Annotated in this window: 19 protein-coding genes; 1 reads left to right on the top strand and 18 read right to left on the bottom strand. The window is 69.9% G+C overall.

Annotated features, from left to right (window positions below):
- Positions 1 to 124: 124 nt before the first annotated feature.
- The 4 genes from GCN81_RS10165 to GCN81_RS10150 form a co-directional block, all read right to left on the bottom strand.
- Positions 125 to 583, bottom strand: a complete 459-nt coding sequence (locus GCN81_RS10165; RefSeq protein ID WP_156723906.1) for a GNAT family N-acetyltransferase — start codon at positions 581 to 583, stop codon at positions 125 to 127.
- A complete protein-coding gene (locus tag GCN81_RS10160; protein ID WP_156723904.1) occupies positions 580 to 1,524 on the bottom strand; it encodes an RluA family pseudouridine synthase in 945 nt (314 codons plus the stop codon). Before GCN81_RS10160 ends, GCN81_RS10165 begins: the two co-directional genes overlap by 4 nt.
- 60 nt (positions 1,525 to 1,584) lie before the next feature.
- A complete protein-coding gene (gene lspA, locus GCN81_RS10155) occupies positions 1,585 to 2,154 on the bottom strand; it encodes a signal peptidase II (protein ID WP_156723902.1) in 570 nt (189 codons plus the stop codon).
- Positions 2,155 to 2,233: 79 nt separating this feature from the next.
- Positions 2,234 to 3,319 (bottom strand): TraR/DksA family transcriptional regulator, encoded by a 1,086-nt coding sequence (locus GCN81_RS10150; protein WP_156723900.1) that lies wholly within the window; start codon positions 3,317 to 3,319, stop codon positions 2,234 to 2,236.
- 586 nt (positions 3,320 to 3,905) lie between these two features.
- Between GCN81_RS10150 and ileS the strand changes: the two genes are divergently transcribed.
- Positions 3,906 to 7,052: an isoleucine--tRNA ligase gene (gene ileS, locus GCN81_RS10145; RefSeq protein WP_156723898.1), complete on the top strand. Its 3,147-nt coding sequence runs from the start codon at positions 3,906 to 3,908 to the stop codon at positions 7,050 to 7,052.
- 215 nt (positions 7,053 to 7,267) lie between these two features.
- Here ileS and GCN81_RS10140 read toward each other — a convergent pair whose 3' ends face one another.
- The 14 genes from GCN81_RS10140 to GCN81_RS10075 form a co-directional block, all read right to left on the bottom strand.
- Entirely contained in the window at positions 7,268 to 8,455 is a 1,188-nt protein-coding gene (locus GCN81_RS10140) for a DivIVA domain-containing protein (RefSeq protein ID WP_156723895.1), read from the bottom strand.
- A 52-nt stretch (positions 8,456 to 8,507) separates the two neighbouring features.
- Complete coding sequence (locus GCN81_RS10135) at positions 8,508 to 8,798, bottom strand: YggT family protein (RefSeq protein WP_156723893.1); 291 nt, start codon at positions 8,796 to 8,798, stop codon at positions 8,508 to 8,510.
- A 53-nt stretch (positions 8,799 to 8,851) separates the two neighbouring features.
- Entirely contained in the window at positions 8,852 to 9,466 is a 615-nt protein-coding gene (locus tag GCN81_RS10130) for a cell division protein SepF (RefSeq protein WP_156723891.1), read from the bottom strand.
- A gap of 121 nt (positions 9,467 to 9,587) precedes the next feature.
- Positions 9,588 to 10,307 carry a YggS family pyridoxal phosphate-dependent enzyme gene (locus GCN81_RS10125; RefSeq protein WP_156723889.1) on the bottom strand — a complete coding sequence of 240 codons (720 nt, stop codon included), beginning with the start codon at positions 10,305 to 10,307 and terminating at the stop codon, positions 9,588 to 9,590.
- A 6-nt stretch (positions 10,308 to 10,313) separates the two neighbouring features.
- Positions 10,314 to 11,045, bottom strand: coding sequence for a peptidoglycan editing factor PgeF (gene pgeF, locus GCN81_RS10120; protein WP_156723888.1), 732 nt, complete (start codon positions 11,043 to 11,045; stop codon positions 10,314 to 10,316).
- An 11-nt stretch (positions 11,046 to 11,056) separates the two neighbouring features.
- Positions 11,057 to 12,274 carry a cell division protein FtsZ gene (gene ftsZ / locus GCN81_RS10115; RefSeq protein WP_156723886.1) on the bottom strand — a complete coding sequence of 406 codons (1,218 nt, stop codon included), beginning with the start codon at positions 12,272 to 12,274 and terminating at the stop codon, positions 11,057 to 11,059.
- 285 nt (positions 12,275 to 12,559) lie between these two features.
- Positions 12,560 to 13,357, bottom strand: coding sequence for a cell division protein FtsQ/DivIB (locus GCN81_RS10110; protein ID WP_156723884.1), 798 nt, complete (start codon positions 13,355 to 13,357; stop codon positions 12,560 to 12,562).
- A gap of 14 nt (positions 13,358 to 13,371) precedes the next feature.
- Positions 13,372 to 14,466, bottom strand: coding sequence for an undecaprenyldiphospho-muramoylpentapeptide beta-N-acetylglucosaminyltransferase (gene murG, locus GCN81_RS10105; protein ID WP_156723882.1), 1,095 nt, complete (start codon positions 14,464 to 14,466; stop codon positions 13,372 to 13,374).
- A gap of 6 nt (positions 14,467 to 14,472) precedes the next feature.
- Positions 14,473 to 15,876 carry a putative lipid II flippase FtsW gene (gene ftsW / locus GCN81_RS10100; RefSeq protein WP_407697960.1) on the bottom strand — a complete coding sequence of 468 codons (1,404 nt, stop codon included), beginning with the start codon at positions 15,874 to 15,876 and terminating at the stop codon, positions 14,473 to 14,475.
- A 10-nt stretch (positions 15,877 to 15,886) separates the two neighbouring features.
- Entirely contained in the window at positions 15,887 to 17,353 is a 1,467-nt protein-coding gene (gene murD, locus GCN81_RS10095; RefSeq protein ID WP_156723878.1) for a UDP-N-acetylmuramoyl-L-alanine--D-glutamate ligase, read from the bottom strand.
- On the bottom strand, positions 17,350 to 18,420 hold the full coding sequence (gene mraY / locus GCN81_RS10090) for a phospho-N-acetylmuramoyl-pentapeptide-transferase (RefSeq protein WP_156723876.1): 1,071 nt from the start codon (positions 18,418 to 18,420) through the stop codon (positions 17,350 to 17,352). The genes murD and mraY overlap by 4 nt, the downstream gene beginning before the upstream one ends.
- Positions 18,417 to 19,829, bottom strand: coding sequence for a UDP-N-acetylmuramoyl-tripeptide--D-alanyl-D-alanine ligase (locus tag GCN81_RS10085; protein ID WP_156723874.1), 1,413 nt, complete (start codon positions 19,827 to 19,829; stop codon positions 18,417 to 18,419). The genes mraY and GCN81_RS10085 overlap by 4 nt, the downstream gene beginning before the upstream one ends.
- 4 nt (positions 19,830 to 19,833) lie before the next feature.
- Entirely contained in the window at positions 19,834 to 21,576 is a 1,743-nt protein-coding gene (locus GCN81_RS10080; protein ID WP_407697958.1) for a UDP-N-acetylmuramoyl-L-alanyl-D-glutamate--2,6-diaminopimelate ligase, read from the bottom strand.
- Between the two features lie 12 nt (positions 21,577 to 21,588).
- On the bottom strand, positions 21,589 to 23,383 hold a 1,795-nt coding region (locus GCN81_RS10075), incomplete at its 5' end, for a peptidoglycan D,D-transpeptidase FtsI family protein (RefSeq protein WP_231626594.1).

The raw sequence follows: 23,383 nt of genomic DNA, 5'->3' as shown, positions 1-23,383 counted from the left end.
GGGGAGGTGGGGGGATGGACCTGGGTGAAAGTTAGGGTTGTTTCCGGTTAGCGTCAAGACTGACTGGAAACTTTCCTAACTATCTTTGGGCGCACCCCGCCAGGGTCAAGAGAGCCGCAGGACGTCAGAGAGCGCGGCGCATCGCCTGGTGCGGGATGCCCGCCTCCTGGAACTCCGGGCCGTACGCCTCGTACCCCAGGCGCGTGTAGAAGCCGAGCGCCGACGTCTGCGCGTACAACACGACCTCGGCGCAGCCACGACGGGCCGCCTCGGTCTCGATGGCCCGCACCAGGGCGACCCCCACGCCGAGGCCGCGCGCGGACTCCAGCACCGCGAGCCGCCCCAGCTTGCCGGTCTCGGGCCCGTACCCCTCGGGGCCGACGAGCAGCCGCCCGGCGCCCAGCGGGCCGTCCTGGCCTACGGCGACCACATGGGCGGTGCTCGCGTCGCTGTCGTACGCGTCGTACTCCAGCTCTTCGGGCACCCGCTGCTCGACGACGAAGACCGCCTTACGGACCGTGAAGCACGCCTCGCGGTCGGCGGGCGAATCGACGACCCGGACCTCGTACGACGGCTGGGTCACCCGTAGGTCTCCTCGGCGATCGCGTCCAGCGCCTCCCGCAGGTCCGCGGGGTAGCCGCTCTCGAACTCGACCCACTGGCCGTCGGCGGGGTGCTCGAAGCCGAGCCGTACGGCGTGCAGCCACTGCCGGGTCAGGCCGAGCCGCTTGGCCAGCGTCGGGTCGGCGCCGTAGGTGAGGTCGCCGACACACGGGTGGCGGTGGGCGGCCATGTGCACGCGGATCTGGTGGGTACGGCCGGTCTCCAGCTTCACGTCGAGCAGGGACGCCGCGCGGTAGGCCTCGATCAGGTCGTAGTGGGTGACCGATGGCTTGCCCTCGGCGGTCACGGCCCACTTGTAGTCGTGCTGCGGGTGGCGTCCGATCGGGGCGTCGATGGTGCCGCTCATCGGGTCCGGGTGGCCCTGCACCAGCGTGTGGTACTTCTTCTCGGGCACGCGCTCCTTGAACTGCCGCTTGAGCGAGGTGTACGCCCGCTCCGACTTGGCGACCACCATCAGGCCCGACGTGCCCACGTCGAGTCGGTGCACGATGCCCTGGCGCTCGGCGGCGCCCGAGGTCGAGATGCGGTATCCGGCGGCCGCGAGGCCACCGATCACCGTGGTGCCGCTCCAGCCGGGGCTCGGATGCGCGGCGACGCCGACCGGCTTGACGATCACCACGATGTCGTCGTCGTCGTGCACGATCTCCATGCCCTCGACCGGCTCCGCGACGATCTGCACCGGGGGCGCCGCCTGCGGCAGCTCCACCTCAAGCCAGGCCCCGCCGTGCACGCGCTCGGACTTGCCGACCGCGGCCCCGTCGACCAGCACCTTTCCCGTCGCTGCCAGCTCGGCGGCCTTCGTACGAGAGAAGCCGAACATGCGGGAGATGGCGGCGTCGACGCGCTCGCCCTCCAGGCCGTCGGGCACGGGCAGGGACCGGTTCTCGGGAAGGGTGCTCACCTGACGAGTATGCCGGACGCGCAAGGTGTTCTCGTACGCCAGTCCTCTGCGTCAGTTACGTCAGTCCTTGTGGACCGTGCCGTCCGGGTCCAGGCCGCGGAACGACAGGATCACGATCAGGATGCCACCGCACACGATCGCCGAGTCCGCCAGGTTGAAGACGGCGAAGCCCTTGGGTGCGATGAAATCGACGACAGCGCCCTCGAAGACACCGGGCGCCCGGAAGATCCGGTCGGTGAGGTTGCCCAGCGCGCCGCCGAGCAGCAGGCCGAGCGCGATCGCCCACGGCAGGCTGTACAGCTTGCGGGCCAGTCGGATGATCACCACGATCACCGCCGCCGCGATCACCGTGAAGATCACCGTGAAGGCCTCGCCGAAGCCGAAGGCGGCGCCCGCGTTCCGGATCGCCTCGAACCGCAGCCAGTCGCCGATCACCTCGATCGGCTCGTGGTGCTCCAGCTTGGTGACCACCAGGATCTTGCTGCCGAGGTCCAGCAGGTACGCGAACAGGGCCACGCCGAGCAGCACGGCGATCCGCCGGTGTCCCTTCGGCGCGGACGGCTCCGACGGCTCCGCGCCTGCCGCCTCAGGGATGTCCGGCGTACTGATGATGCGCTCCGCCTCTGCCACGTAAATCCCTCAACCTCGATACCCGACTGAGGATGAGGGTACGACACACACGTAAGGTCACCGAGACTCAGGAGCGCGGTCAGGAGCGCCGTTCCTGCTTCTGCTTGCACTCCACACACAGGGTCGCGCTCGGGAAGGCCTGGATGCGTGCCTTGCCGATCGGCTTGCCGCAGTGCTCGCAGAGGCCGTACGTACCCGCGTCAAGCCGTCCGATGGCCCGCTCGATCTGCTGGAGCATGTCGCGGGCGTTGGCCGCGAGCGCCAGCTCGTGCTCACGCGTGATGTTCTTGGTGCCGGTGTCGGCCTGGTCGTCGCCCGCGCCGTCTCCCGAGTCCCGCATCAGACGCGCCAGCGCCTCCTCGGCGCTGCCGATCTCGGTACGCAGCCGCTCCGCCTCGTCGATCAGCCCGGTTCGGGCCTCGGCGACCTCCTCGGGGGTCCAGGGGTCTTCGCCTGGACGGACCGCGAGCTCGCCCGGCTCGGTCGCCGCGGCCCGCGCCTTGGGCACGCCACCGGTCTCCTTGTCCGCCGCCGTCGCCGTACCCGGAGTCTTCTTCGCAACCACCGATTTGGCTCCCGTCTCCTCCGCGGCCCGCGCCGCGACCTCGGTCCCGGACGCGGCCGTCTTCCTGGCAGCACCCTTCTTCCCCGAACCCGCACCCTTCTCCCGAGCCGACGCCCCCCTGGCCGTGCTCTCTTTCGCCGCGCCCGTCTTGGTGGCCGCCGTCTGAGACGCGGCGGCCTTCGTCGGAGCCGCCTTCTCCGCGGTCGCCTTCTTACTCGCCACGGCCTTGGCTGGGGCCTTCTCGGCCGCGCTCTTCTTAGCCGCGACTTTCTTGGTCGTAGCCTTCTTGGTCGTCGCCTTCTTCGCCGCCGTCGCCTTCGCCGTGGCCTTCGGGGTCGCGGTTTTCTTCGCCGTCGCCTTCTTCGCCGTGCTCTTCCTCGGCGCGGCGGCCGCCTGCTCCGCCGCCGCCTGCCCGGTCGCCGTTGTCTTCCGAACCGCCGCGGTCGACCTCGACGAGGTCTTCTTCGCCGCGGCCGTGGTCTTCTTGCCGCCCACGTCCTTGGCCGAGGCACCACTGGAACCTGAGCCGGAACCGGAACCGGTGGAACCGGTCGATCTGGCGGACGCCGAACTGTGTCCGGCGGTCTTTTTCGCCACCATGGCCGCGGCCCCTTCACAAATTGTGATCTTGCACGCGAATCGTGCTGGGACGATAAGTCGACTCCAGGCTCGCGGCAACGGGGCACGCCGCCCGATTCGCCCGCCCACAGGTACCGCACAACGGGCCTGCATCCGTTGTGCCCAGCTCCCCGCCCGGTAATCCGCCAGGAACCGCGAGCCCAGGTCCGCCGGGCCACGTATGCCCATTCGGGTCACCGAACGCAGCCCGGCCGCCCTCACCCAGCGCGGGAAAACCGGTCGGCCGACGCGCGCTAAGCCCCGTACACTGGGCGGAGCGAACAGGCATGGATGGGGACGAGTAGCGTCCGTACGCAGCCCAGAGCGACCCGGGGACGGTGTGAGCCCGGGGGCGAGCGCGGAGGTGAAGATCACCCCGGAGCCGCCGGAAGAACGCCACGGCAGTCAGCCCACGGCCAGTAGACCCGGCATCGCGACCCCAATGAGGGGGCTCACCGGCACACCCGCGCCGGCGGGCCAAGGAGGGTGGTACCGCGGGAGCGCGCCGTACGGCGACCGGCTCTCGTCCCTCCGACGGAAGGCAGCAGCCCGTCGGAGGAATACGCGAATGACGACGCCGCAGTACCGCCAGGTGCCCGCCCAGGTCGACCTGCCCGCCCTCGAGCACGCCGTGCTCGACTTCTGGGACGAGCAGAAGATCTTCGCCAAGAGCCTGGAGCAGTCCGAAGGCCGCCCGGAGTGGGTGTTCTACGAGGGACCGCCCACCGCGAACGGCATGCCCGGCGCCCACCACATCGAGGCCCGCGTCTTCAAGGACGTCTTCCCCCGCTTCCGCACCATGCGCGGCTACCACGTAGCCCGTAAGGCGGGCTGGGACTGTCACGGCCTGCCGGTCGAGCTCGCCGTGGAGAAGGAGCTCGGCTTCAACGGCAAGAAGGACATCGAGGCGTACGGCATCGCCGCGTTCAACGACAAGTGCCGTGAGTCCGTGACCCGGCACACCGACGCCTTCGCTGAGCTCACGACCCGTATGGGCTACTGGACCGACCTCGACGGCGCCTACCGGACGATGAACCCCGAGTACATCGAATCCGTCTGGTGGTCGCTGAAGGAGATCTTCAACAAGGGCCTGCTGGTCCAGGACCACCGCGTCGCCCCCTGGTGCCCGCGCTGCGGCACCGGCCTCTCCGACCACGAGCTGGCCCAGGGCTACGAGACGGTCGTCGACCCCTCGGTCTTCGTCCGCTTCCCGCTCACCTCGGGCCCCCTCGCGGGCGAGGCCGCCCTGCTGGTCTGGACGACCACCCCCTGGACGCTGGTCTCCAACACCGCCGTCGCCGCGCACCCCGAAGTCACCTACGTCGTCGCCACCGACGGCACCGAGAAGATCGTCGTCGCCGAACCGCTGGTCGAGAAGGCGCTCGGCGAGGGCTGGGAGACCACCGGGCAGAGCTTCACCGGCGCCGAGATGGAGCGCTGGAGCTACCAGCGGCCGTTCGAACTGGTCCCCTTCGAGGCCGAGGCGCACTTCGTCGTCAACGCCGAGTACGTGACCACCGAGGACGGCACCGGTCTGGTCCACCAGGCCCCCGCCTTCGGTGAGGACGACCTCAAGGTCTGCCGGGCGTACGGCATGCCCGTGGTGAACCCGGTCCGCCCCGACGGCACCTTCGACGATGACGTTCCCATGGTCGGCGGCGTCTTCTTCAAGAAGGCCGACGAACAGCTGACCGCGGACCTCGACGCGCGCGGCCTGCTCTTCCGCCACACGCCGTACGAGCACAGCTACCCGCACTGCTGGCGCTGCCACACCGCGCTGCTCTACTACGCGCAGCCGTCCTGGTACATCCGCACCACAGCGGTCAAGGACCGGCTCCTTGAGGAGAACGAGCGGACCAACTGGTTCCCCGAGTCGGTCAAGCACGGCCGCTTCGGCGACTGGCTCAACAACAACATCGACTGGGCGCTGTCCCGCAACCGCTACTGGGGCACCCCGCTGCCCATCTGGCGCTGCGAGGAGGACCACCTCACCTGCGTCGGCTCCCGCGCCGAGCTGAGCGAGCTCACCGGCACCGACCAGTCCGCGCTCGACCCGCACCGCCCCTACATCGACGACGTCACCTTCGACTGCCCGCAGTGCTCGTCGACCGCGACGCGCGTGCCCGAGGTCATCGACGCCTGGTACGACTCGGGCTCGATGCCGTTCGCGCAGTGGGGCTACCCGCACCAGAACAAGGAGCTCTTCGAGAGCCGCTACCCGGCGCAGTTCATCTCGGAGGCCATCGACCAGACGCGTGGGTGGTTCTACACGCTGATGGCGGTCGGCACGCTCGTCTTCGACAAGTCGAGTTACGAGAACGTCGTCTGCCTCGGCCACATCCTGGCCGAGGACGGCCGCAAGATGTCCAAGCACCTGGGCAACACCCTGCAGCCGGTCCCGTTGATGGACCGGCACGGCGCCGACGCGGTCCGCTGGTTCATGGCGGCGGGCGGCTCCCCGTGGTCGGCCCGGCGCGTCGGGCACGGCACCATCCAGGAGGTCGTCCGCAAGACCCTGCTGACGTACTGGAACACGGTCGCCTTCCAGGCCCTGTACGCCCGTACGTCGACCTGGGCGCCGAGCGCGGCCGACCCAGCCCCGGCCGAGCGCCCGCTGCTCGACCGCTGGGTGCTCAGCGAGCTGAACGCCCTGGTCGAGCAGACCACCGAGGCCCTGGAGGCGTACGACACCCAGCGCGCGGGCAAGCTGCTCTCCGGCTTTGTCGACAACCTCTCCAACTGGTACGTCCGCCGCTCCCGTCGCCGCTTCTGGCAGGGCGACAAGGCGGCCCTGCGCACCCTGCACGAGGCCGTCGAGACGGTCACCCGGCTGATGGCCCCGCTCACCCCGTTCATCACCGAGCGGGTCTGGCAGGACCTGGTCGTGCCGGTCAGCCCGGACGCCCCGGAGTCGGTCCACCTGTCGAGCTGGCCGGTGGCCGACCCGTCGCTGATCGACCCGGAGCTCTCCCAGCAGATGGCGCTGGTACGGCGGCTGGTCGAGCTGGGGCGTGCGACGCGCGCCGAGTCGGGCGTCAAGACCCGCCAGCCGCTGTCCCGCGCGCTGGTCGGGGCGAGTGGCTTCGAGGCGCTCGGCGCGGAGCTCCGGGCGCAGATCGCCGAGGAGCTGAACGTCTCCTCGCTGGCCTCGCTCTCCGAGGTGGGCGGCTCGCTGGTCGACACCACCGCCAAGGCCAACTTCCGGGCCCTGGGCAAGCGTTTCGGCAAGGGCGTCCAGGCGGTGGCCAAGGCCGTCGCGAACGCCGACGCGGCGGCGCTGTCGCTCGCGCTGCGCGCGGGAACGGCGTCGGTCGAGGTCGACGGTGAGACGGTGACCCTCGCTCCGGACGAGGTGATCATCACGGAGACCCCGCGCGAGGGCTGGTCGGTGGCCTCGGACTCGGGCGCCACGGTCGCCCTCGACCTGGAGATCACCGAGGAGCTGCGCCGCGCGGGCCTGGCCCGGGACGCGATCCGGCTGATCCAGGAGGCCCGTAAGAACAGCGGCCTGGACGTCGCGGACCGCATCGCGGTGCGGTGGTCGGCCACCGAGGAGGCGACCGCGGCCGCGCTCGCCGAGCACGCCGGTCTGATCTCCGACGAGGTACTCGCCCTGGACTTCGCCACCGGCGAGGGCGACGACAGCTACGGAGAGCCGTTCACGGACGCGCCGCTCGGGCTCACCTTCCGCCTCCGCAAGGCCGAGGCGCGGTAGCCGTAGCCCGTAGCACCTCCTTTCGGTCACGCCGAAGGCCCGCGCCACCCGATCAGGTCGATCGGGCCGGCGCGGGCCTTCGGCGTTGTGTGCGTGGGCGCAGATGTACGTCAAGCAAAGGTGTACGCCAAGCAAAAAGGCCGGGCCCGGAACAAGGAGTTCCGGGCCCGGCCCTGAGCGCCGACGCTACACGCGCGCTGTCCGCGCGGGTGGGGTCAGTTGTCGTCCTCGTCGATGAGGAAGCCGCGCATCGGCGACGGAGCCTGCTGCATCGGCTGCGGGGCCTGCGGCCGCACCGGCGCCATCGGCTGGGTCATCGCCGGAGCCATCTGCTGCTGGCTGCCGTACGAGTTGCCGCCGCCGGAGGTACCTCCGTGGCCGCCCATGGACTGGTTACCCCCCATGGACTGGTTACCGCCCATGGACTGGTTGCCGCCCATCGTGTGGCCGCCCATCGAGGGTGCACCGGCACCGGCCGGAGCCATCGAGGAGGACGACGGCAGCGACGCGGCCGCCGGCTGACGCGGCGGGGCCAGCGAGTCGTCGGCCTGGGTCTCCAGCTGACGCAGCTGGCTCTCCAGGTACGACTTCAGGCGGGTGCGGTACTCGCGCTCGAAGCCACGCAGGTCCTCGACCTTGCGCTCCAGCGTGGCGCGGGCGGACTCCAGGGAGCCCATCGCGACGCGGTGCTTTTCCTGCGCGTCCCGCTCCAGGGCGTCAGCCTTGGCGCGCGCGTCACGCTCGAGGCCTTCGGCACGCGAACGGGCCTCGCCCACGATCTTGTTGGCCTCGGAACGGGCCTCAGCGATCGCCTGGTCGGCGGTCTGCTGCGCCAGCGAGAGCACGCGCGCGGCACTGTCGCCACCGGGGCCCTGGCCGGGCTGCGGCAGCTGCGGGCCGCCGTGCTGCTGCATGCCGCCCTGCATCGGGCCGCCCTGCTGCATGGGGCCACCCTGCTGCTGCATCGGGCCGCCCTGCATGGGGCCGCCCTGCTGCTGCATGGGACCGCCCTGCATCGGGCCGCCCTGACCCTGCTGCTGGCCACCAGGGCCCGGAGGCAGCTGCGGCGCACCGCCGGGCAGCTGGGGCGGGCCGCCCATCGGGTGCTGCTGCGGCTGAACCGGCTGCGGGCCCGATATTGCGGCGGGCACCGGGGCGCCTGGCCGCTGGTCCTGCTGCTGCTGTTCGGGCGGCTTGCGCATCCCGCCCTGTTGCTGGTTCTGCGCGGCGGCACGGGTCGCGGCGGCCAGCTTGGCGCGCAGGTCCTCGTTCTCGCGGAGCAGTCGGGTCAGCTCGGACTCGACCTCGTCGAGGAAGGCATCAACCTCGTCCTCGTCATAGCCTTCTCGGAGGCGGACGGTTGTGAACTGCTTGTTCCGCACGTCCTCGGGGGTCAACGGCATCTCTTCACCTCAACGTAGTCATCGGCACTCGGCAAGACCGTATCGTCCACAGTCACCTCGGAAGTCCGCTTACGACGGAGATCAGGATGTAGACGATGATCAGCAGTACGAAGAAGGACAGGTCTAGCGCCACGCCCCCGAGACGCAGCGGCGGGATGAACCGCCGCAGAAGCTTGAGTGGTGGATCAGTGACCGTGTAGGTGGCCTCAAGAACGACCACCATCGTCTTGCCTGGCTGCCATGAGCGGGCGAACTGAAAGACGTAGTCCATGACCAACCGGAAAATCAGGACAATCAGGAAACACATCAGCGCGATGTAGAGCACTTCCCAGACAACGCCCATGACTCGCGCTTCCCTCTCCCCTGCCTCAAACTCTGTTGATCCGGTACTGCGTCTCAGCTCTGGTTGAAGAACCCGCCCTCTGCGATACGGGCCTTGTCCTCCGCCGTGACATCGACGTTAGCAGGCGACAACAGGAACACCTTCTGCGTCACCCGCTCAATGCTGCCATGCAGTCCGAAGACCAGACCGGCGGCAAAGTCGACAAGTCGCTTCGCATCCGTGTCATCCATCTCCGTGAGATTCATGATCACCGGAGTGCCCTCACGGAAGTGTTCCCCGATGGTACGGGCCTCGTTGTACGTCCGGGGGTGCAATGTGGTGATGCGGTAGGGCTCCCGCTCGGACACGACCTTGGGCATGATCACCGGTGCGTTCTTCTCCAGGCTGTGACGTTCGGGTGTGATGGATGCCACGGGGGCGATACGTGCGGGACGTCCGGTTTCCGCCGGAAGCGGAATCGGGTCGCGGGGCGCTGGCGTGTGCACCTTACGTACCGGTTCGTCCTGCGACAGCTGCTGGTGTGACGGCTCGTGCCGTCGGCGGTCCCGCTCGGGCTCCGGGTCCAGCTCAGGCTCGAACTCGTCGTCGGGGTCGAAGCCCCGGCCGTCGTAACCGTCGTCCTCCACGAGGCCGAGGTAGACCGCCATCTTGCGCATCGCGCCGGCCATACTCTGAGTCCTCCGCTCTGTGGGATTCGCCTGCCACCAAGTGCCCGCGATCCACTGGATATCCCCGCCTATCAGCGGAAATGACCATATTTTCTGCTGTGGTCCGACTTGCTTGGCGACGTTACCCGAGCCTGGGTCGGACTCCGAGTACCGCACTGCCGACGCGCACATGTGTCGCCCCGGCCGCCACGGCCTGTTCGAGGTCCGCACTCATCCCTGCTGAGACCATGTTCGCAGCCGGGTGGGCCGCGCGCAGGTGGGTTGAGAATTCCATTAGCTGCTCAAACGCCGCCTGTTGGCGCCCCGCGTACGGTCCGGTGAGCGGGGCGACCGTCATCAGACCGTCGAGCCGCAGTCCCGGGGCCTCGTCCACGAGCCGGGCCAACTCCTCGATTCCGTCGGGTGCCACGCCCGCGCGCGCACCCCGGCCGCCCACTTCCGCGTCCAGGGCGACCTGCACCAGGCACCCCACTTCGCGCTCGGCCGCGACCGCCGCGGCGGAGAGAGCGGAGACCAGCTTGGGGCGGTCGACCGACTGCACCAATCCGGCATAACCCACCACGGAACGCACTTTGTTGGTCTGCAACTGGCCGACGAAGTGCCAGGTGAGTGGCAGATCCGCGCACTCTCTGGCCTTGGGGGCGGCGTCCTGGTCACGGTTCTCGGCGACGTCGCGCACCCCGAGTTCCGAGAGAATCCGCACATCGCTCGCCGGGTAGGTCTTGGTGACCACGATCAGGGTCACCTCTTCCCGCTTGCGCCCCGCCGCCGCACACGCGGTCGCGATGCGCTCCTCTACTTTCGCCAGATTTCTGGCGAGTTCTGCCTTACGGTCCGTCATTCCCGATCAGTCCAGCCAGACATAGCCCGCGAGTCGACCGGTGGTCTGCTCGCGGCGGTACGAAAAGTGGTCAGCGGACTCCAGCGTGCAGACCGGCGACTGCCGCCGGTCGCGTACCCCGAGCCGGTCGAGCTGAGCGTGCACTCCCGCGGTCACATCGACCGCTGGCGTTCCCCAGCTCGTCTCGCTGTAGGCCGCGGGCTCCACCCCGGCCACCTCGGCTCGCATGGCCTCCGGCACTTCATAGCAGCGACCGCAGACCGCGGGTCCGGTACGGGCGATGATCCGGGACGGCTCGGCGCCCAGGTCCACCATCGCCTCGACGGCGGCGGGGACGACCCCGGCCACCAGGCCGGGCCGCCCCGCGTGCGCGGCACCCGCCACGCCCGCGACCGGGTCGGCCAGCAGAACGGGAGTGCAGTCCGCGGTGAGTACGGCGAGGGCGAGGCCACGTCGCGCGGTCACCACGGCGTCGACGGACGGAAGTTCGGCGTCCGCGGCCCAGGGTCCCGCCACGACCGCGACCTCGCGTCCGTGTACCTGGTTCATCCAGACGACCAGGGCCGGGTCGATTCCCAGTGACGCGGCGGCGCGTTCACGGTTGGTCCGCACCGCCGCCGGATCATCGCCGACCGCGCCGCCGAGGTTGAGTTCCTCGTACGGAACGGCGCTCACCCCGCCCCACCGGTCGGTGAAGGCGAAGTGGGCGCCGCTCGCGGTGTCGTGCGTGGCGGTCAAGGAGCTCGGTATCACTTCAGGAAGTCCGGAACGTCCAGTTCCTCGGCCTGGCTGTCCTGGTACGGGCGGGCCGGCGGAACCTGCGGCGGCGTGGCCTGCGTCGAGGGGAGCTCACTCACCGGCGCCGGCTCGGGGTCGGCCTCGGGAAGCGGCGCGTCGTCGCGCGCGGTCACGCTGCCGAGCGCCCCGTAGGACGGGCGTGCGTCGGCGGCTCGTACGGGTGCGGGCTCGTCCCTCTTGGTGGAGGTCGACCCGATGACGTTGTCCCGCTTGGACGGTGGCTGTCCGCCGTCGAACCCGGCGGCGATGACCGTCACCCGGACCTCGTCACCGAGTGCGTCGTCGATGACCGCGCCGAAGATGATGTTCGCCTCCGGGTGGGCGGCCTCGCTCACCAGCTGGGCGGCTTCGTTGATCTCGAAGAGGCCGAGGTCGCTCCCACCGGAGATGGAGAGCAGAACCCCGCGGGCGCCGTCGATGGACGCTTCGAGCAGCGGCGAGGAGATCGCCATCTCGGCCGCGGCCACGGCGCGGTCGTCGCCGCGCGCCGATCCGATGCCCATGAGCGCCGAACCGGCCTCGGACATGACCGACTTGACGTCGGCGAAGTCGAGGTTGATCAGACCGGGAGTGGTGATCAGGTCGGTGATGCCCTGCACACCCGACAGCAGTACCTGGTCCGCGGACTTGAACGCGTCAAGAACGCTGACCTGGCGGTCCGAGATGGACAGCAGCCGGTCGTTCGGGATCACGATGAGGGTGTCGACCTCTTCGCGGAGTTCCGCGATGCCGTCCTCGGCCTGGTTGGCGCGGCGGCGGCCCTCAAAGGTGAAGGGCCGGGTGACCACACCGATGGTCAGGGCGCCGAGCGAGCGGGCGATGTTGGCGACGACCGGGGCGCCGCCGGTGCCGGTACCGCCGCCTTCGCCGGCGGTGACGAAGACCATGTCGGCCCCCTTGAGGACCTCCTCGATCTCCTCGCGGTGGTCTTCGGCGGCCTTGCGGCCGACGCCCGGATTGGCTCCGGCGCCGAGTCCGCGGGTGAGTTCACGGCCGACGTCCAGTTTGACGTCGGCGTCGCTCATCAACAGAGCCTGGGCGTCGGTGTTGATAGCGATGAACTCGACGCCCTTGAGACCGACCTCGATCATCCGGTTGATGGCATTGACACCACCGCCGCCGACACCGATGACTTTGATGACTGCGAGGTAGTTCTGCGGTGCTGCCACGTCGAAGGCCTCTCGCCTCGAGTTACGTGTCGTCGCCGCGCTCTGTGAGCGCCGCGCCGACTGATGCCGATTGGGACGGTCCGAACGCCGACCCGAACCCTAACGCTGAAGTTTAGGGTTACCAGTGCGTCTGTTGCTGGGCTTCGTCTGACCCTTCCGAACAGGACACTAAGTCGACAAGTGGCGCACGTTCAACGAACACGCCGAACCTCCCGTTTTTCTTTTCACCCTATGTGATCAGCCGTTGCGCTGACCAACCAGGGTGCTGGTCAGCACGAATGTGCGTCAACTCCCTGATGCCGCAGGGGCGGTGGGGGCGGTGACGTCGAAGTGACGGGCCTTGGGCACGGCTTTCATCAGGGCGGTGAGGCTGGCCGCCTTCGCGGCGCCGTTCTCGCCGCTCCCCCAGGCGACGGTACGGCCCCCGGTCAACTCCAGCGAGATGGAGTCATATGAACGGACTTTGACGGTACGGATGTCACGGGCGACAGCGGCTGGCAGGTCACCGGTCACCCGCACCGCTTCCCGCACCAGCCGTCCGGTGCCAAACCGGTGCAGACTCGGAGAGCGCCCTGCCGCCAATTCCACGGCCGGGACCCCCTTGGGGGCACGCGCGACCGTGGCGAACCGCACTCCCTTGGCATCCACTTCGATGAACTCGCCGCCCCGGCGCAGCACCAGAACCGGCTCACGTTCCGTCACTTTCAGGCCGATTCCATCAGGCCAGGAACGCACCACGTCCACCGAGTCGATACGCGGCAGCTCGCGTCGCAGCCGGGCCTCGATCAGATCCGTGTCCACAGACATCAGCGGGGCCCCGACCGGGACCGCGGCGGCCTCCCGCACCTCCTCGGGCGTCAGCACCTGTGTGCCAGAGGTGCCCACCCGCTCAACCCGCAGCCACTGCGAACCGTAGAGCGCCCAGCCAGCGCCCCCGCCGAACAGGGCCAGCACGACGAGGAGGACGACGAGGGCACGCGGCGACGGCAGCCGCAGCCGCCGTCGCCGCGGGGGCCGGGGCGGGTGGGCCGGTTCGGTTTCCCGCTTGCGCGCACCGCGCTCGGCGGTGGTGGGTCCGGCCACGCTCCCCTGCCTTCTCACGCCCTGTGGCGTGCCGCAATCGCCTCGTACACCATGCCGACGAGGAGGTCGTCGGCGTCCCGGCGGCCGAACTCCGATGCGGCGCGGGACATCTCGTACAGCCGGTGCGGATCGGCGAGCACCGGCAGCACGTTGTGCTGCACCCACTCAGGGGTGAGCTCGGCGTCGTCGACCAGCAGTCCACCACCGGCCTTGACCACCGGCTGGGCGTTGAGCCGCTGTTCGCCGTTGCCGATGGGCAGCGGTACGTAGGCGGCCGGCAGCCCGACGGCGGAGAGTTCGGCGACGGTCATCGCGCCCGCGCGGCAGAGCATCATGTCGGCCGCGGCGTACGCGAAGTCCATCCGGTCCACGTACGGTACCGGGATGTAGGGCGGCATACCGGGCATGTTGTCCACGCGCGGCATCTCGTTCTTCGGGCCGACCGCGTGCAGGATCTGGATGCCCGAGCGCTGGAGGACCGGCGCCACCTGCTGGACGACCTCGTTCAGCCTGCGGGCGCCCTGTGAGCCGCCGGACACCAGCAGCGTCGGCAGGCCGGGGTCGAGGCCGAAGGCGGCGCGGGCCTCGGGGCGTACGGCCGCCCGGTCCAGGGTCGCGATCGTGCGGCGCAGCGGGATGCCGATGTACCGGGCGTCGCGCAGCTTGCTGTCGGGTGTGGAGACGGCGACCCCTGCCGCGTACCGGGAGCCGATCTTGTTGGCGAGGCCCGGGCGCGCGTTGGCCTCGTGGACGATGATCGGCACACCGAGCCGCTTGGCGGCCAGATAGCCCGGCAGCGCCACATAGCCGCCGAAGCCGACCACACAGTCCGCCTTGGTCCGCTCCAGGATCTGCTCGGCGGCCTTGATGGTGCCGCGCAGCCGTCCCGGGACGGTGATCAGCTCGGGGGTGGGCTTGCGGGGCAGCGGTACGGCGGGGATGAGCGCGAGTTCATAGCCGCGCTCAGGGACCAGCCGGGTCTCCAGGCCCTTCTCCGTACCGAGAGCCGTGATTCCCACGGTCGGGTCCTGCCTGCGCAGGGCGTCCGCGAGGGCGAGCGCTGGCTCGATGTGGCCGGCGGTCCCCCCGCCGGCGAGTACGACATGCACCGAATTTCACCGCTCTCCGGACGGTCGCGCCTTGACGCGCCGTCTCATCGTGTTCCATCTCACCGCTGCCCGCTTCTTTCCGGAGGCGGACGACCGCATGGCGAGCGCTGCTCGCGCCGCGGGTTCCTGACGCGCGAAGGCGATCAGCAGCCCGATGGCGAACATCGACGGCAGCAGAGCGGAACCCCCATAGGAGAACAGCGGGAGCGGGACACCGGCGATCGGCAACAGGCCGAGCACCGCACCGATGTTGACCACGGCCTGAGCCGTGAACCAGGTCGTCACACCTCCCGCGGCATACCTCACGAAGGGGTCCTCCGTGCGTCCGGCCACGCGGATACCCGCATAGCCTAGAGCCGCGAACAGGGCGAGTACCGACAGCGTCCCCGCCAGACCCAGCTCCTCGCCGGTGATGGCGAAAATGAAGTCGGTGTGCGGCTCGGGAAGTTGACCCCATTTTTCCACACTTGCACCAAGACCGGAACCAAAGAGTCCGCCGGAGGCCAGGGCGAAGATACCGTGCGCCGCCTGCCAGCACTGGTCGCCGGGTCCCGGGTCGGTGGCGAAGACGCAGGACAGCCGCCCCATACGGTTCGGGCTGGTGCGGACGAGGATGAAGGCGATCAGTCCGGCCACGGTCAGCACACCGGCGAAGAGCCGCGGCGGCGCCCCGGCGAACCAGAGCAGACCGAAGAGGATCGCCGTGAGGATCAGCGCGGTCCCCATGTCGCCGCCGAGCATGATCAGGCCGAGCAGCACGAACGCGACCGGAACCAGCGGCACCAGCAGGTGCTTCCACTGGTTCAGCAGCCGCTTGTCGCCCTTGCGGGCCAGCAGGTCAGCGCCCCACAGCACCAGAGCCAGCTTGCCGAACTCGCTGGGCTGGAGCTGGAAGGGGCCGCCCAGCTGGAGCCAGTTCTGGTTGCCGTTGATCTCCTGCCCTATCCCGGGCACCTGCACCAGCACCATCAGGAAGACCGTGACCGCGAGCAGCGGGTAGGTCAGCGCCCGGTGCAGCTTGACCGGCATCCGCATGGCGACCAGCAACAGTACGGTGCCGAGCGCGGCCGCGATGAACTGCTTGCGGAAGAAATACGAGGAGCTCAGGTTCAGTTGCAGGGCCTCGATCTGTGACGAGGAATACACCATCACCAGGCCGAGGACGAGCAGCAGCAGGCTGGACCCGAGAATCAGGTAGTACGCGGTCAGCGGCCGGTCCCAGGCCTTGCGCAGCCGGTGGTGCAGCTGCCGCACCGGGTTCTGGCGCGGTGGGCGCCGCGGGCGCGACGGGCGCGGTGCGCTCGCCGTACTGCCGCGCCCGCCTTGCCCGCCGCGGGGCGCGGGGCGTTTGGCCGCTGCCGACGATCTCACGGTCCCTCCCGAATGACCCGGCGCCCACGCCAGGCGCAGACGGCCCGCGTCAGGCGCTCGCGGACCCGAGTTCGCTTACTGCCTGGGCGAACGCCTCGCCGCGCTTGTTGTAGTTGACGAACATGTCCATCGAGGCACAGGCCGGGGCCATCAGCACGGTGTCCCCTGGACCGGCGAGCCGCGCGGCCTCCTGGACCGCCGCCGACATCGCCCCAGTGTCGGTCCGGTCGAGGTCCACCACCGGGACCTCGGGGGCGTGTCGCGCGAGGGCTTCGCGGATCAGCGCGCGGTCGGCGCCGATCAGCACCGCGCCGCGCAGCCGCTTCGCGGACTTCCGTACCAGCTCGTCGAAGGTCGCGCCCTTGGCGAGGCCACCGGCGATCCACACGATCGACTCGTACGCGGCCAAGGACGCCTCGGCCGCATGGGTGTTGGTGGCCTTGGAGTCGTCGACGTACGCGACTCCGGCCACGTCCGCGACGTGCTCGATGCGGTGGGCGTCCGGCCGGAAGTTCCGCAGTCCGTCGCGTACGGCGGCGGGCTCGACTCCGTAGGCGCGGGCGAGGGCCGCGGCCGCGAGGGCGTTGGCGATGTTGTGCGGGGCCGGCGGGTTGACGTCGGTGACCTCGGCGAGCTCCTGTGCCTGCTTCTGGCGGTCGGCGACGAAGGCGCGGTCGACCAGGATGCCGTCCACGACGCCCAGTTCGGAGGGGCCCGGAGTGCCGAGGGTGAACCCGATCGCACGGCAGCCCTCTTCGACGTCGGCCTCGCGGACCAGGTCCTCGGTGGCCGGGTCCGCGACGTTGTAGACGCAGGCGACCTGGTTGCCCGCGTAGATACGGCCCTTGTCCGCGGCGTACGCCTCCATGGAGCCGTGCCAGTCGAGGTGGTCGGGGGCGAGGTTGAGCACGGCCGCCGAGTGGGCGCGCAGCGAGGGCGCCCAGTGCAGCTGGTAGCTGGAGAGTTCGACGGCCAGGACGTCGTACGGCTCGCCCTCCCGTCGCCCACCACCACCCTCAACGGATCGCGCTTCGCGCACAGCCTTGTCTTCGAGCACCACGTCGATGATCGGGGTGCCGATGTTGCCGACGGCCAGGGTGCGCAGACCGGCCGCCGCCAGGATCGAGGCGAGCATCTGGGTGGTGGTGGTCTTGCCGTTGGTGCCGGTGATCGCGAGCCAGGGCGCGGCGGCAGGGCCCCGCAGCCGCCAGGCGATCTCGACATCGCCCACCACGTCCACGCCCGCCTCGGCGGCCGCGGCGAACAGGGGGCTCGACGGCGGCCAGCCGGGCGAGGTGACCACCAGGTCGGTGCCCTTGGGGAGCGTGTGCGCGTCCCCGAGGCGGACGCCGATGCCGTCGGCCTCCAGCGCGGCGGCCTTCGTACGGTGGGTGTCGCTGTCGGCGCCGTCGACGACGGTGACCGTGGCGCCGAGGCCGGCCAGGGCGCGGGCGGCGCTGATGCCGCTGACGCCCAGTCCGGCGACGGTGATCTGCTGGCCTGCCCAGGACGTCACTTGTCGGCCGCCCACCCTGCGTAGAAGAGACCGAGACCGACGATCACGCACATGCCCTGGATGATCCAGAAGCGGACCACGACCAGGACTTCGGACCACCCCTTGAGTTCGAAGTGGTGCTGGAGTGGCGCCATCCGGAAGACGCGCTTTCCGGTGAGCCGGAAGGAGCCGACCTGGATGACCACGGACATGGTGATCAGGACGAAGAGGCCGCCGAGCAGGGCGAGCAGCAGCTCGGTGCGGGAGGTGATGGCGAGTCCGGCGAGCGCGCCGCCGAGTGCGAGGGAGCCGGTGTCACCCATGAAGATCTTGGCGGGCGAGGTGTTCCACCACAGGAAGCCGAAGCAGGCGCCCATCAGGGCCGAGGCGACGATCGCGAGGTCGAGTGGGTCGCGTACCTCGAAGCAGGCCGCCGGGTTGGTGAGGGTCGTGGCGTTGGCGCAGGACTCCTGGTACTGCCAGACGCCGATGAACGTATAGGCGCCGAAGACCATCACGGAGGCGCCGGTGGCCAGTCCGTCTAGGCCGTCGGTGAGGTTCACACCGTTCGACATCGCCAGGATCATGAACAGCGCCCAGATCACGAACAGCACCGGGCCGATCGTCCAGCCGAAGTCGGTGACGAAGGAGAGCTTGGTGGAGGCCGGGGTGTTGCCGCGGCTGTCCGCGAACTGCAGCGCGAGTACCGCGAAGGTGATGCCGACGATCAGCTGTCCGGACATCTTCGCCTTGGCCCGCAGGCCGAGCGAACGCCGTTTGATGATCTTGATGTAGTCGTCCAGGAAGCCGACCAGACCCATGCCCGCCATCAGGAAGAGCACCAGCAGGCCGGAGTACGTGGTCGACTCGCCGGTGATCAGCTTGGTGGCGAAGTACGCGATGATTGTCGCCAGGATGAAGGCGATACCACCCATCGTCGGCGTACCGCGCTTGCTGGCGTGCTCACGCGGGCCGTCGTCCCGGATGTACTGGCCGTAGCCCTTCTTGGCCAGCAGTTTGATCAGCAGCGGGGTGCCGACCAGGGTCAGGAAAAGCCCGATCACACCCGAGAAGAGGATCTGCTTCATCGGCCGGAGACCTGCCCCTCAGCGCCGGACGTGCTCTCGAGCAACGCGGCGGCGACCCGCTCCAGGCCCACCGACCTGGAAGCCTTCACGAGTACGACGTCCCCTGGACGCAGTTCACCGCGCAGTAGGTCGACAGCCGCCTGTGTGTCGGACACGTACACCGACTCCTCACCCCACGAACCCTCGTTGTATGCGCCCAGTTGCAGCCAGGACGCTTCCCTGCCCCCGACCGCGACGAGCTTGCTCACATTGAGCCGGACGGCCAGCCGCCCGACGGCGTCGTGCTCGGCGAGCGCCTCGTCACCGAGCTCGGCCATCTCTCCGAGCACCGCCCACGTACGGCGTCCCTTGCCCATGGCCACGAGCGCGCGCAGCGCGGCTCGCATCGACTCGGGGTTCGCGTTGTAGGCGTCGTTGACGACCGTCACACCGTCTGGGCGCTCGGTGACCTCCATCCGCCAACGGGACAGGTTTCCCGCTTCGGAGAGCGCCACGGCGATCTCGTCCACGGACATGTCCAGCTCATGGGCGACGGCGGCCGCGGCAAGCGCGTTCGACACGTGGTGCTCACCGTACAGGCGCAAGGTCACGGCGCTACACCCGGAGGGTGTGTGCAGCGTGAAGGTCGGACGTCCCTGCTCGGTGAGGCGGACGTTCTCGGCGCGTACGTCGGCGTCGTCGGCCTCTCCGAAGAGGAGCACCCGGGCCTTGGTCCGGGTGGCCATGGCGCGTACGAGCGGGTCGTCCGCGTTCAATACGGCGACGCCGTCGGCCGGGAGGGACTCGACCAGCTCGCCCTTGGCCTCGGCGATCTGCTCGCGGCCGCCGAACTCGCCGATGTGGGCGGTGCCGACGTTGAGTACGACGCCGATGCTGGGCGGGGTCAGGCCCGTGAGGTAACGGATGTGGCCGACGCCGCGGGCGCCCATCTCCAGAACCAGGTGCCGGGTGTCCTCGGTGGCACACAGCGCGGTGATCGGCAGGCCGATCTCGTTGTTGAGGGAGCCAGGGGTCCACACGGTGGGGGCCTTGCGCTCCAGGAGTTGGGCGATCAGGTCCTTGGTGGAGGTCTTGCCGGCCGATCCGGTGAGCGCGACCAGGGTGGTGCCCAGGCGGGCGACGACGGCTCGGGCCAGGGCGCCGAGTGCCTCGGTGACGTCGGGCACCACGATCGCGGGTACCCCGACGGGCCGGGTGGCCAGCACCGCGGCGGCCCCGGACGCGATGGCGCGCTCGGCGTAGTCGTGGCCGTCCACCTGTGCGCCCGCGAAGGCGGCGAACAGTCCGTCGGGTTCGACCCGTCGGGAGTCGATCACCACGGATCCGGTAACCAGGCGGCCGGTGTCCGGTATGTCGTGCGGCTGCCCGCCGACGAGGGAGGCGATCTCGGCGAGGGAGAGGGCGATCACAGCTTCATCCCCGGTTGTTCTCGGTGGCCTTGCGGCGGGCCTGGATGGCTTCGCGCAGCACGTCGCGGTCGTCGAAGGGGCGGACAACCCCGTTGATGTCCTGGCCCTGTTCATGGCCCTTGCCCGCCACCAGCACCGTGTCGCCGGGCTGGGCGCGGGCGACGGCCGAGGCGATGGCGGCGGCCCGGTCCTCGAAGACCTGGACGTCGCCGCGTTCGTGGACCGGCACCTCGGCGGCACCGGCGATCATCGTGGCGAGGATCGACAGCGGGTCCTCGGAGCGCGGATTGTCCGAGGTCAGTACGGCGGTGTCGGCCAGCCGTGCGGCGGCGGCACCCATCGGCATGCGTTTGGTCTGGTCGCGGTCGCCGCCACAGCCGAGCACGATGTGCACCTTGCCCTCGGTGACCTTGCGCAGGGCGCGCAGCACGGATTCGACGGCGTCGGTCTTGTGCGCGTAGTCGACGACGGCGAGGTACGGCTGCCCCGCGTCGACCCGCTCCAGGCGTCCTGGCACGCCGGGGACGGCGGCGATCCCGTCGGCGGCGGTCTGCGGGTCGATCCCGGCGGCGGCCAGCGAGACGATCGCGGCGAGCGTGTTGGCGACGTTGAAGGGACCGGCCAGCGGGGACTTCGCGGTGATCCGCTCGCCCTTCGGGCCAAGCACCGTGAAGGTGCTGTCCATCGGTCCGACCTCGACGGCGTCGGCGCGCCAGTCGGCGTCCGGGTGGCCTTCGGCGGAGAAGCTGACGACCGGCACGGTCGCCTCCTTCAGCAGCCTGCGCCCGTACTCGTCATCGAGGTTGATGACCCCGAGCCGGGACCGCTTCGGGGTGAAGAGCTGTGCCTTCGCCTGGAAGTAGTCCTCCATGTCGGAGTGGAACTCCATGTGCTCCGGGCTGAGGTTGTTGAAGACGGCGACGTCGAAGACGCAACCGTCCACCCGGCCGAGCACCAGGGCATGGCTGGACACCTCCATCGCCACCGAGTCGACGCCACGCTCGCGCATCACCGCGAACAGCGCCTGCAGGTCGGTGGCCTCCGGGGTGGTGCGCTCCGACTTGATGCGCTCGTCCCCGATGCGCATCTCGACGGTGCCGATCAGGCCGGTGGCGCGGCCCGCGGCCTGTAGGCCGCCCTCGATGAGGTACGCCGTGGTGGTCTTGCCTGAGGTTCCGGTGATGCCGATCTGGAGCAGGTCCCGGCCCGGATGCCCGTAGATGGTCGCGGCGAGTTCGCCCATCCGGCCACGGGGGTCGCCCACCACCAGGACCGGCAGTCCGGTCACGGCGGCGCGGTCGATTCCGGCCGGGTCGGTGAGGATCGCGGCCGCGTCGAGGTCGGCGGCCTGCGCGGCGAAGTCGGCGCCGTGGAAGCGGGCACCGGGCAGGGCGGCGTAGATATCACCGGGGCGCACCGCACGGGAGTCGTGGGTGATGCCGGTGACCTCCGCCGATCCCGGGGCGTCGACGCCCAGCTCCTCGGCGAGGTCCGCGAGGCTGCGCGCGGCGACCTGGTCCGGCCTGGGCGGTCCCGGGTACGTCACGGGAGCGTCCTTCTGGGTGGTTTGCGACTGATCAGCGTGGGGCACGGCGGTGAGCGTACCCGGCGGGGCGTGCGGGGGGCGAAATGGGAGCCCGCCTTCGGCGTCCGGCTGGATCGTCGCGGGGTCCGCGGTGGGTCCTGGCGTCGTCGGGGATGCCGGGGGCGGGGTGGGGTTCCCGGGTTGCGGGGTGATCGTCGTCACGGCAGTGCGAGCTCAGTCTTCCGGATCGAAGGTGACCGGCAGGCCGGGGGCCTTGCTGCCGGAGGGGGCGACCTGCAGGGTCTTCAGCGCGAACTCCATCACCTGCTGGTAGATGGGGGCGCAGATCTGGCCACCGAAGTAGTTGCCCTTGGTCGGGTTCTGGACGGCGCAGTAGACGGCGATCCGCGGCTTGTCGGCGGGGGCGAACCCGGCGAAGGACGAGGTGTAGCCCTTGTACCGGCCGGTCTTGGGGTCTACCCGGTTGGACGTACCGGTCTTGCCCGCGACCCGGTAGCCCGGGATCTTCGCCTTGCTGCCGGTGCCCTGGTCGTCGTCCACGACGGACTGCAGCATCTTGGACAGGGTCCGCGCGGTCTTCTTGCTCACCGCCCGGGTCTGTTTCGGCTCGGGCGCCGGGGTGAAGCGGCCGTCCGGGCCCTTGGTGCCGCGTACGAGTGTGGGTGCCACGCGTACGCCGTCGTTGGCGACGGTCGAGTACGCCGAGACGGCCTGGACGGCGTTGAGCGAGTAGCCCTGGCCGAACGGCACGGTGAACTGCTGGGAGGTGGACCACTTCTCGGGCTTGGCGAGAATGCCCGGGGTTTCGCCGGGGAAGCCGAGCCCGGTGGGGCTGCCGATGCCGAATTTGCGCAGATACGTGTAGAGGACCTTGTTGGCCTCCCGCTGGGTCTTGCCCAGCTGCTGGGTGGCGAGGATGGTGCCGATGTTGCTGGACTTGGCCAGCACACCGCTGAGCGTCAGGTACCAGGTCGGGTGGTCGATATCGTCCCTGAACTCCCGGTCGCCCGCATGCAGCCGGTTGGGCACGGTCACATGGGTGCCCGGGCTGGCGACGCCCTCCTCAAGGACCGCGGCCATCGAGATCAGCTTGCTGGTGGAACCAGGCTCGTAGGCGTCGTGCAGCGCGGCGTTCCCCAGGTTCGCCGGGTTGGCCTTCGACAGGTCGCCCGGGTCGAAGCCGGGGGCGTTGGCCAGGGCCAGGATCTCGCCGGTACGGGTGTCCTGGGCCACCACGTAGCCGCGGTCGGCCTTGGAGGCCTTCACCTGCTTCTCGATGGCCTGCTGGGCGAACCACTGGATGTCGCGGTCGATGGTCAGCTCGATATCGGAGCCGGGGACCGCCGGGGTCTCGCTGCTGCCCGCGGTGGGTACCCGGCGGCCGCCGGACTGGGCGTAGGTGATCTTGCCGTCCTTGCCCGCGAGCTCGGTGTTGAGCTGGGCCTCCAGGCCGCCCCCGCCCTTGTTCTCGGCGTTGACCCAGCCCAGTATCCCGGCGGCGAGGTCGCCGTTGGGATAGACACGTTTGCTGCTCGGGTCCGGGAAGACACCGGCGAGCACGCTGGTGCCGCCCGTCTTCGCGGCCTTCGTGGCCAGCGTGGCCTTCAGCTCCTTGACCTGCTGCCAGACCTGTGGGGTCTGCCTGCGGGCCAGTACCGCGTACCGGCTGCGCTTCTTCTTGAGCTGGCGGGTCACGTCCGCGGCGTCGCGGTCCAGGATCGGGGCGAGCAGGGCGGCGGCCTGGTCCGGGGCGTCTGGGACGCCGGTGGCCTCCGGCGTGAACATCGAGGGGTCGGCGGTGATGTCGTAGGCGTCGGCGCTGACCGCCAGCTGGGCGCCGTTGCGGTCGGTGATCTCGCCGCGCCTGGCGGCCAGCGGCTGGCTGAGGTAGCGGTGCTGCTCCGCCTTGGCCGCGTATTCGCTGGCGTCGACGGCCTGCACCTGGAGCAGCCGTACGACGAAGGCGAGCATCACCAGGGTGATCGCCACGCCCATCAGCCTGAGCCGG

The organism is Streptomyces apocyni (genome assembly GCF_009739465.1).
GTDB classification, from domain to species: Bacteria; Actinomycetota; Actinomycetes; order Streptomycetales; family Streptomycetaceae; genus Streptomyces; species Streptomyces apocyni.
Note: the sequence above shows the minus strand (reverse complement) of the source record. Positions and strands in the feature narration are given on the sequence as shown.

Bases quoted from the DNA above. Each gene is read 5' to 3' on its own strand.
- GCN81_RS10135 (WP_156723893.1), bottom strand. From the start codon at position 8,798: ATGGGCGTTGTCTGGGAAGTGCTCTACATCGCGCTGATGTGTTTCCTG.
- ileS (WP_156723898.1), top strand. From the start codon at position 3,906: ATGACGACGCCGCAGTACCGCCAGGTGCCCGCCCAGGTCGACCTGCCC.
- GCN81_RS10140 (WP_156723895.1), bottom strand. From the start codon at position 8,455: ATGCCGTTGACCCCCGAGGACGTGCGGAACAAGCAGTTCACAACCGTC.
- GCN81_RS10150 (WP_156723900.1), bottom strand. From the start codon at position 3,319: ATGGTGGCGAAAAAGACCGCCGGACACAGTTCGGCGTCCGCCAGATCG.
- GCN81_RS10130 (WP_156723891.1), bottom strand. From the start codon at position 9,466: ATGGCCGGCGCGATGCGCAAGATGGCGGTCTACCTCGGCCTCGTGGAG.
- GCN81_RS10125 (WP_156723889.1), bottom strand. From the start codon at position 10,307: ATGACGGACCGTAAGGCAGAACTCGCCAGAAATCTGGCGAAAGTAGAG.
- mraY (WP_156723876.1), bottom strand. From the start codon at position 18,420: ATGAAGCAGATCCTCTTCTCGGGTGTGATCGGGCTTTTCCTGACCCTG.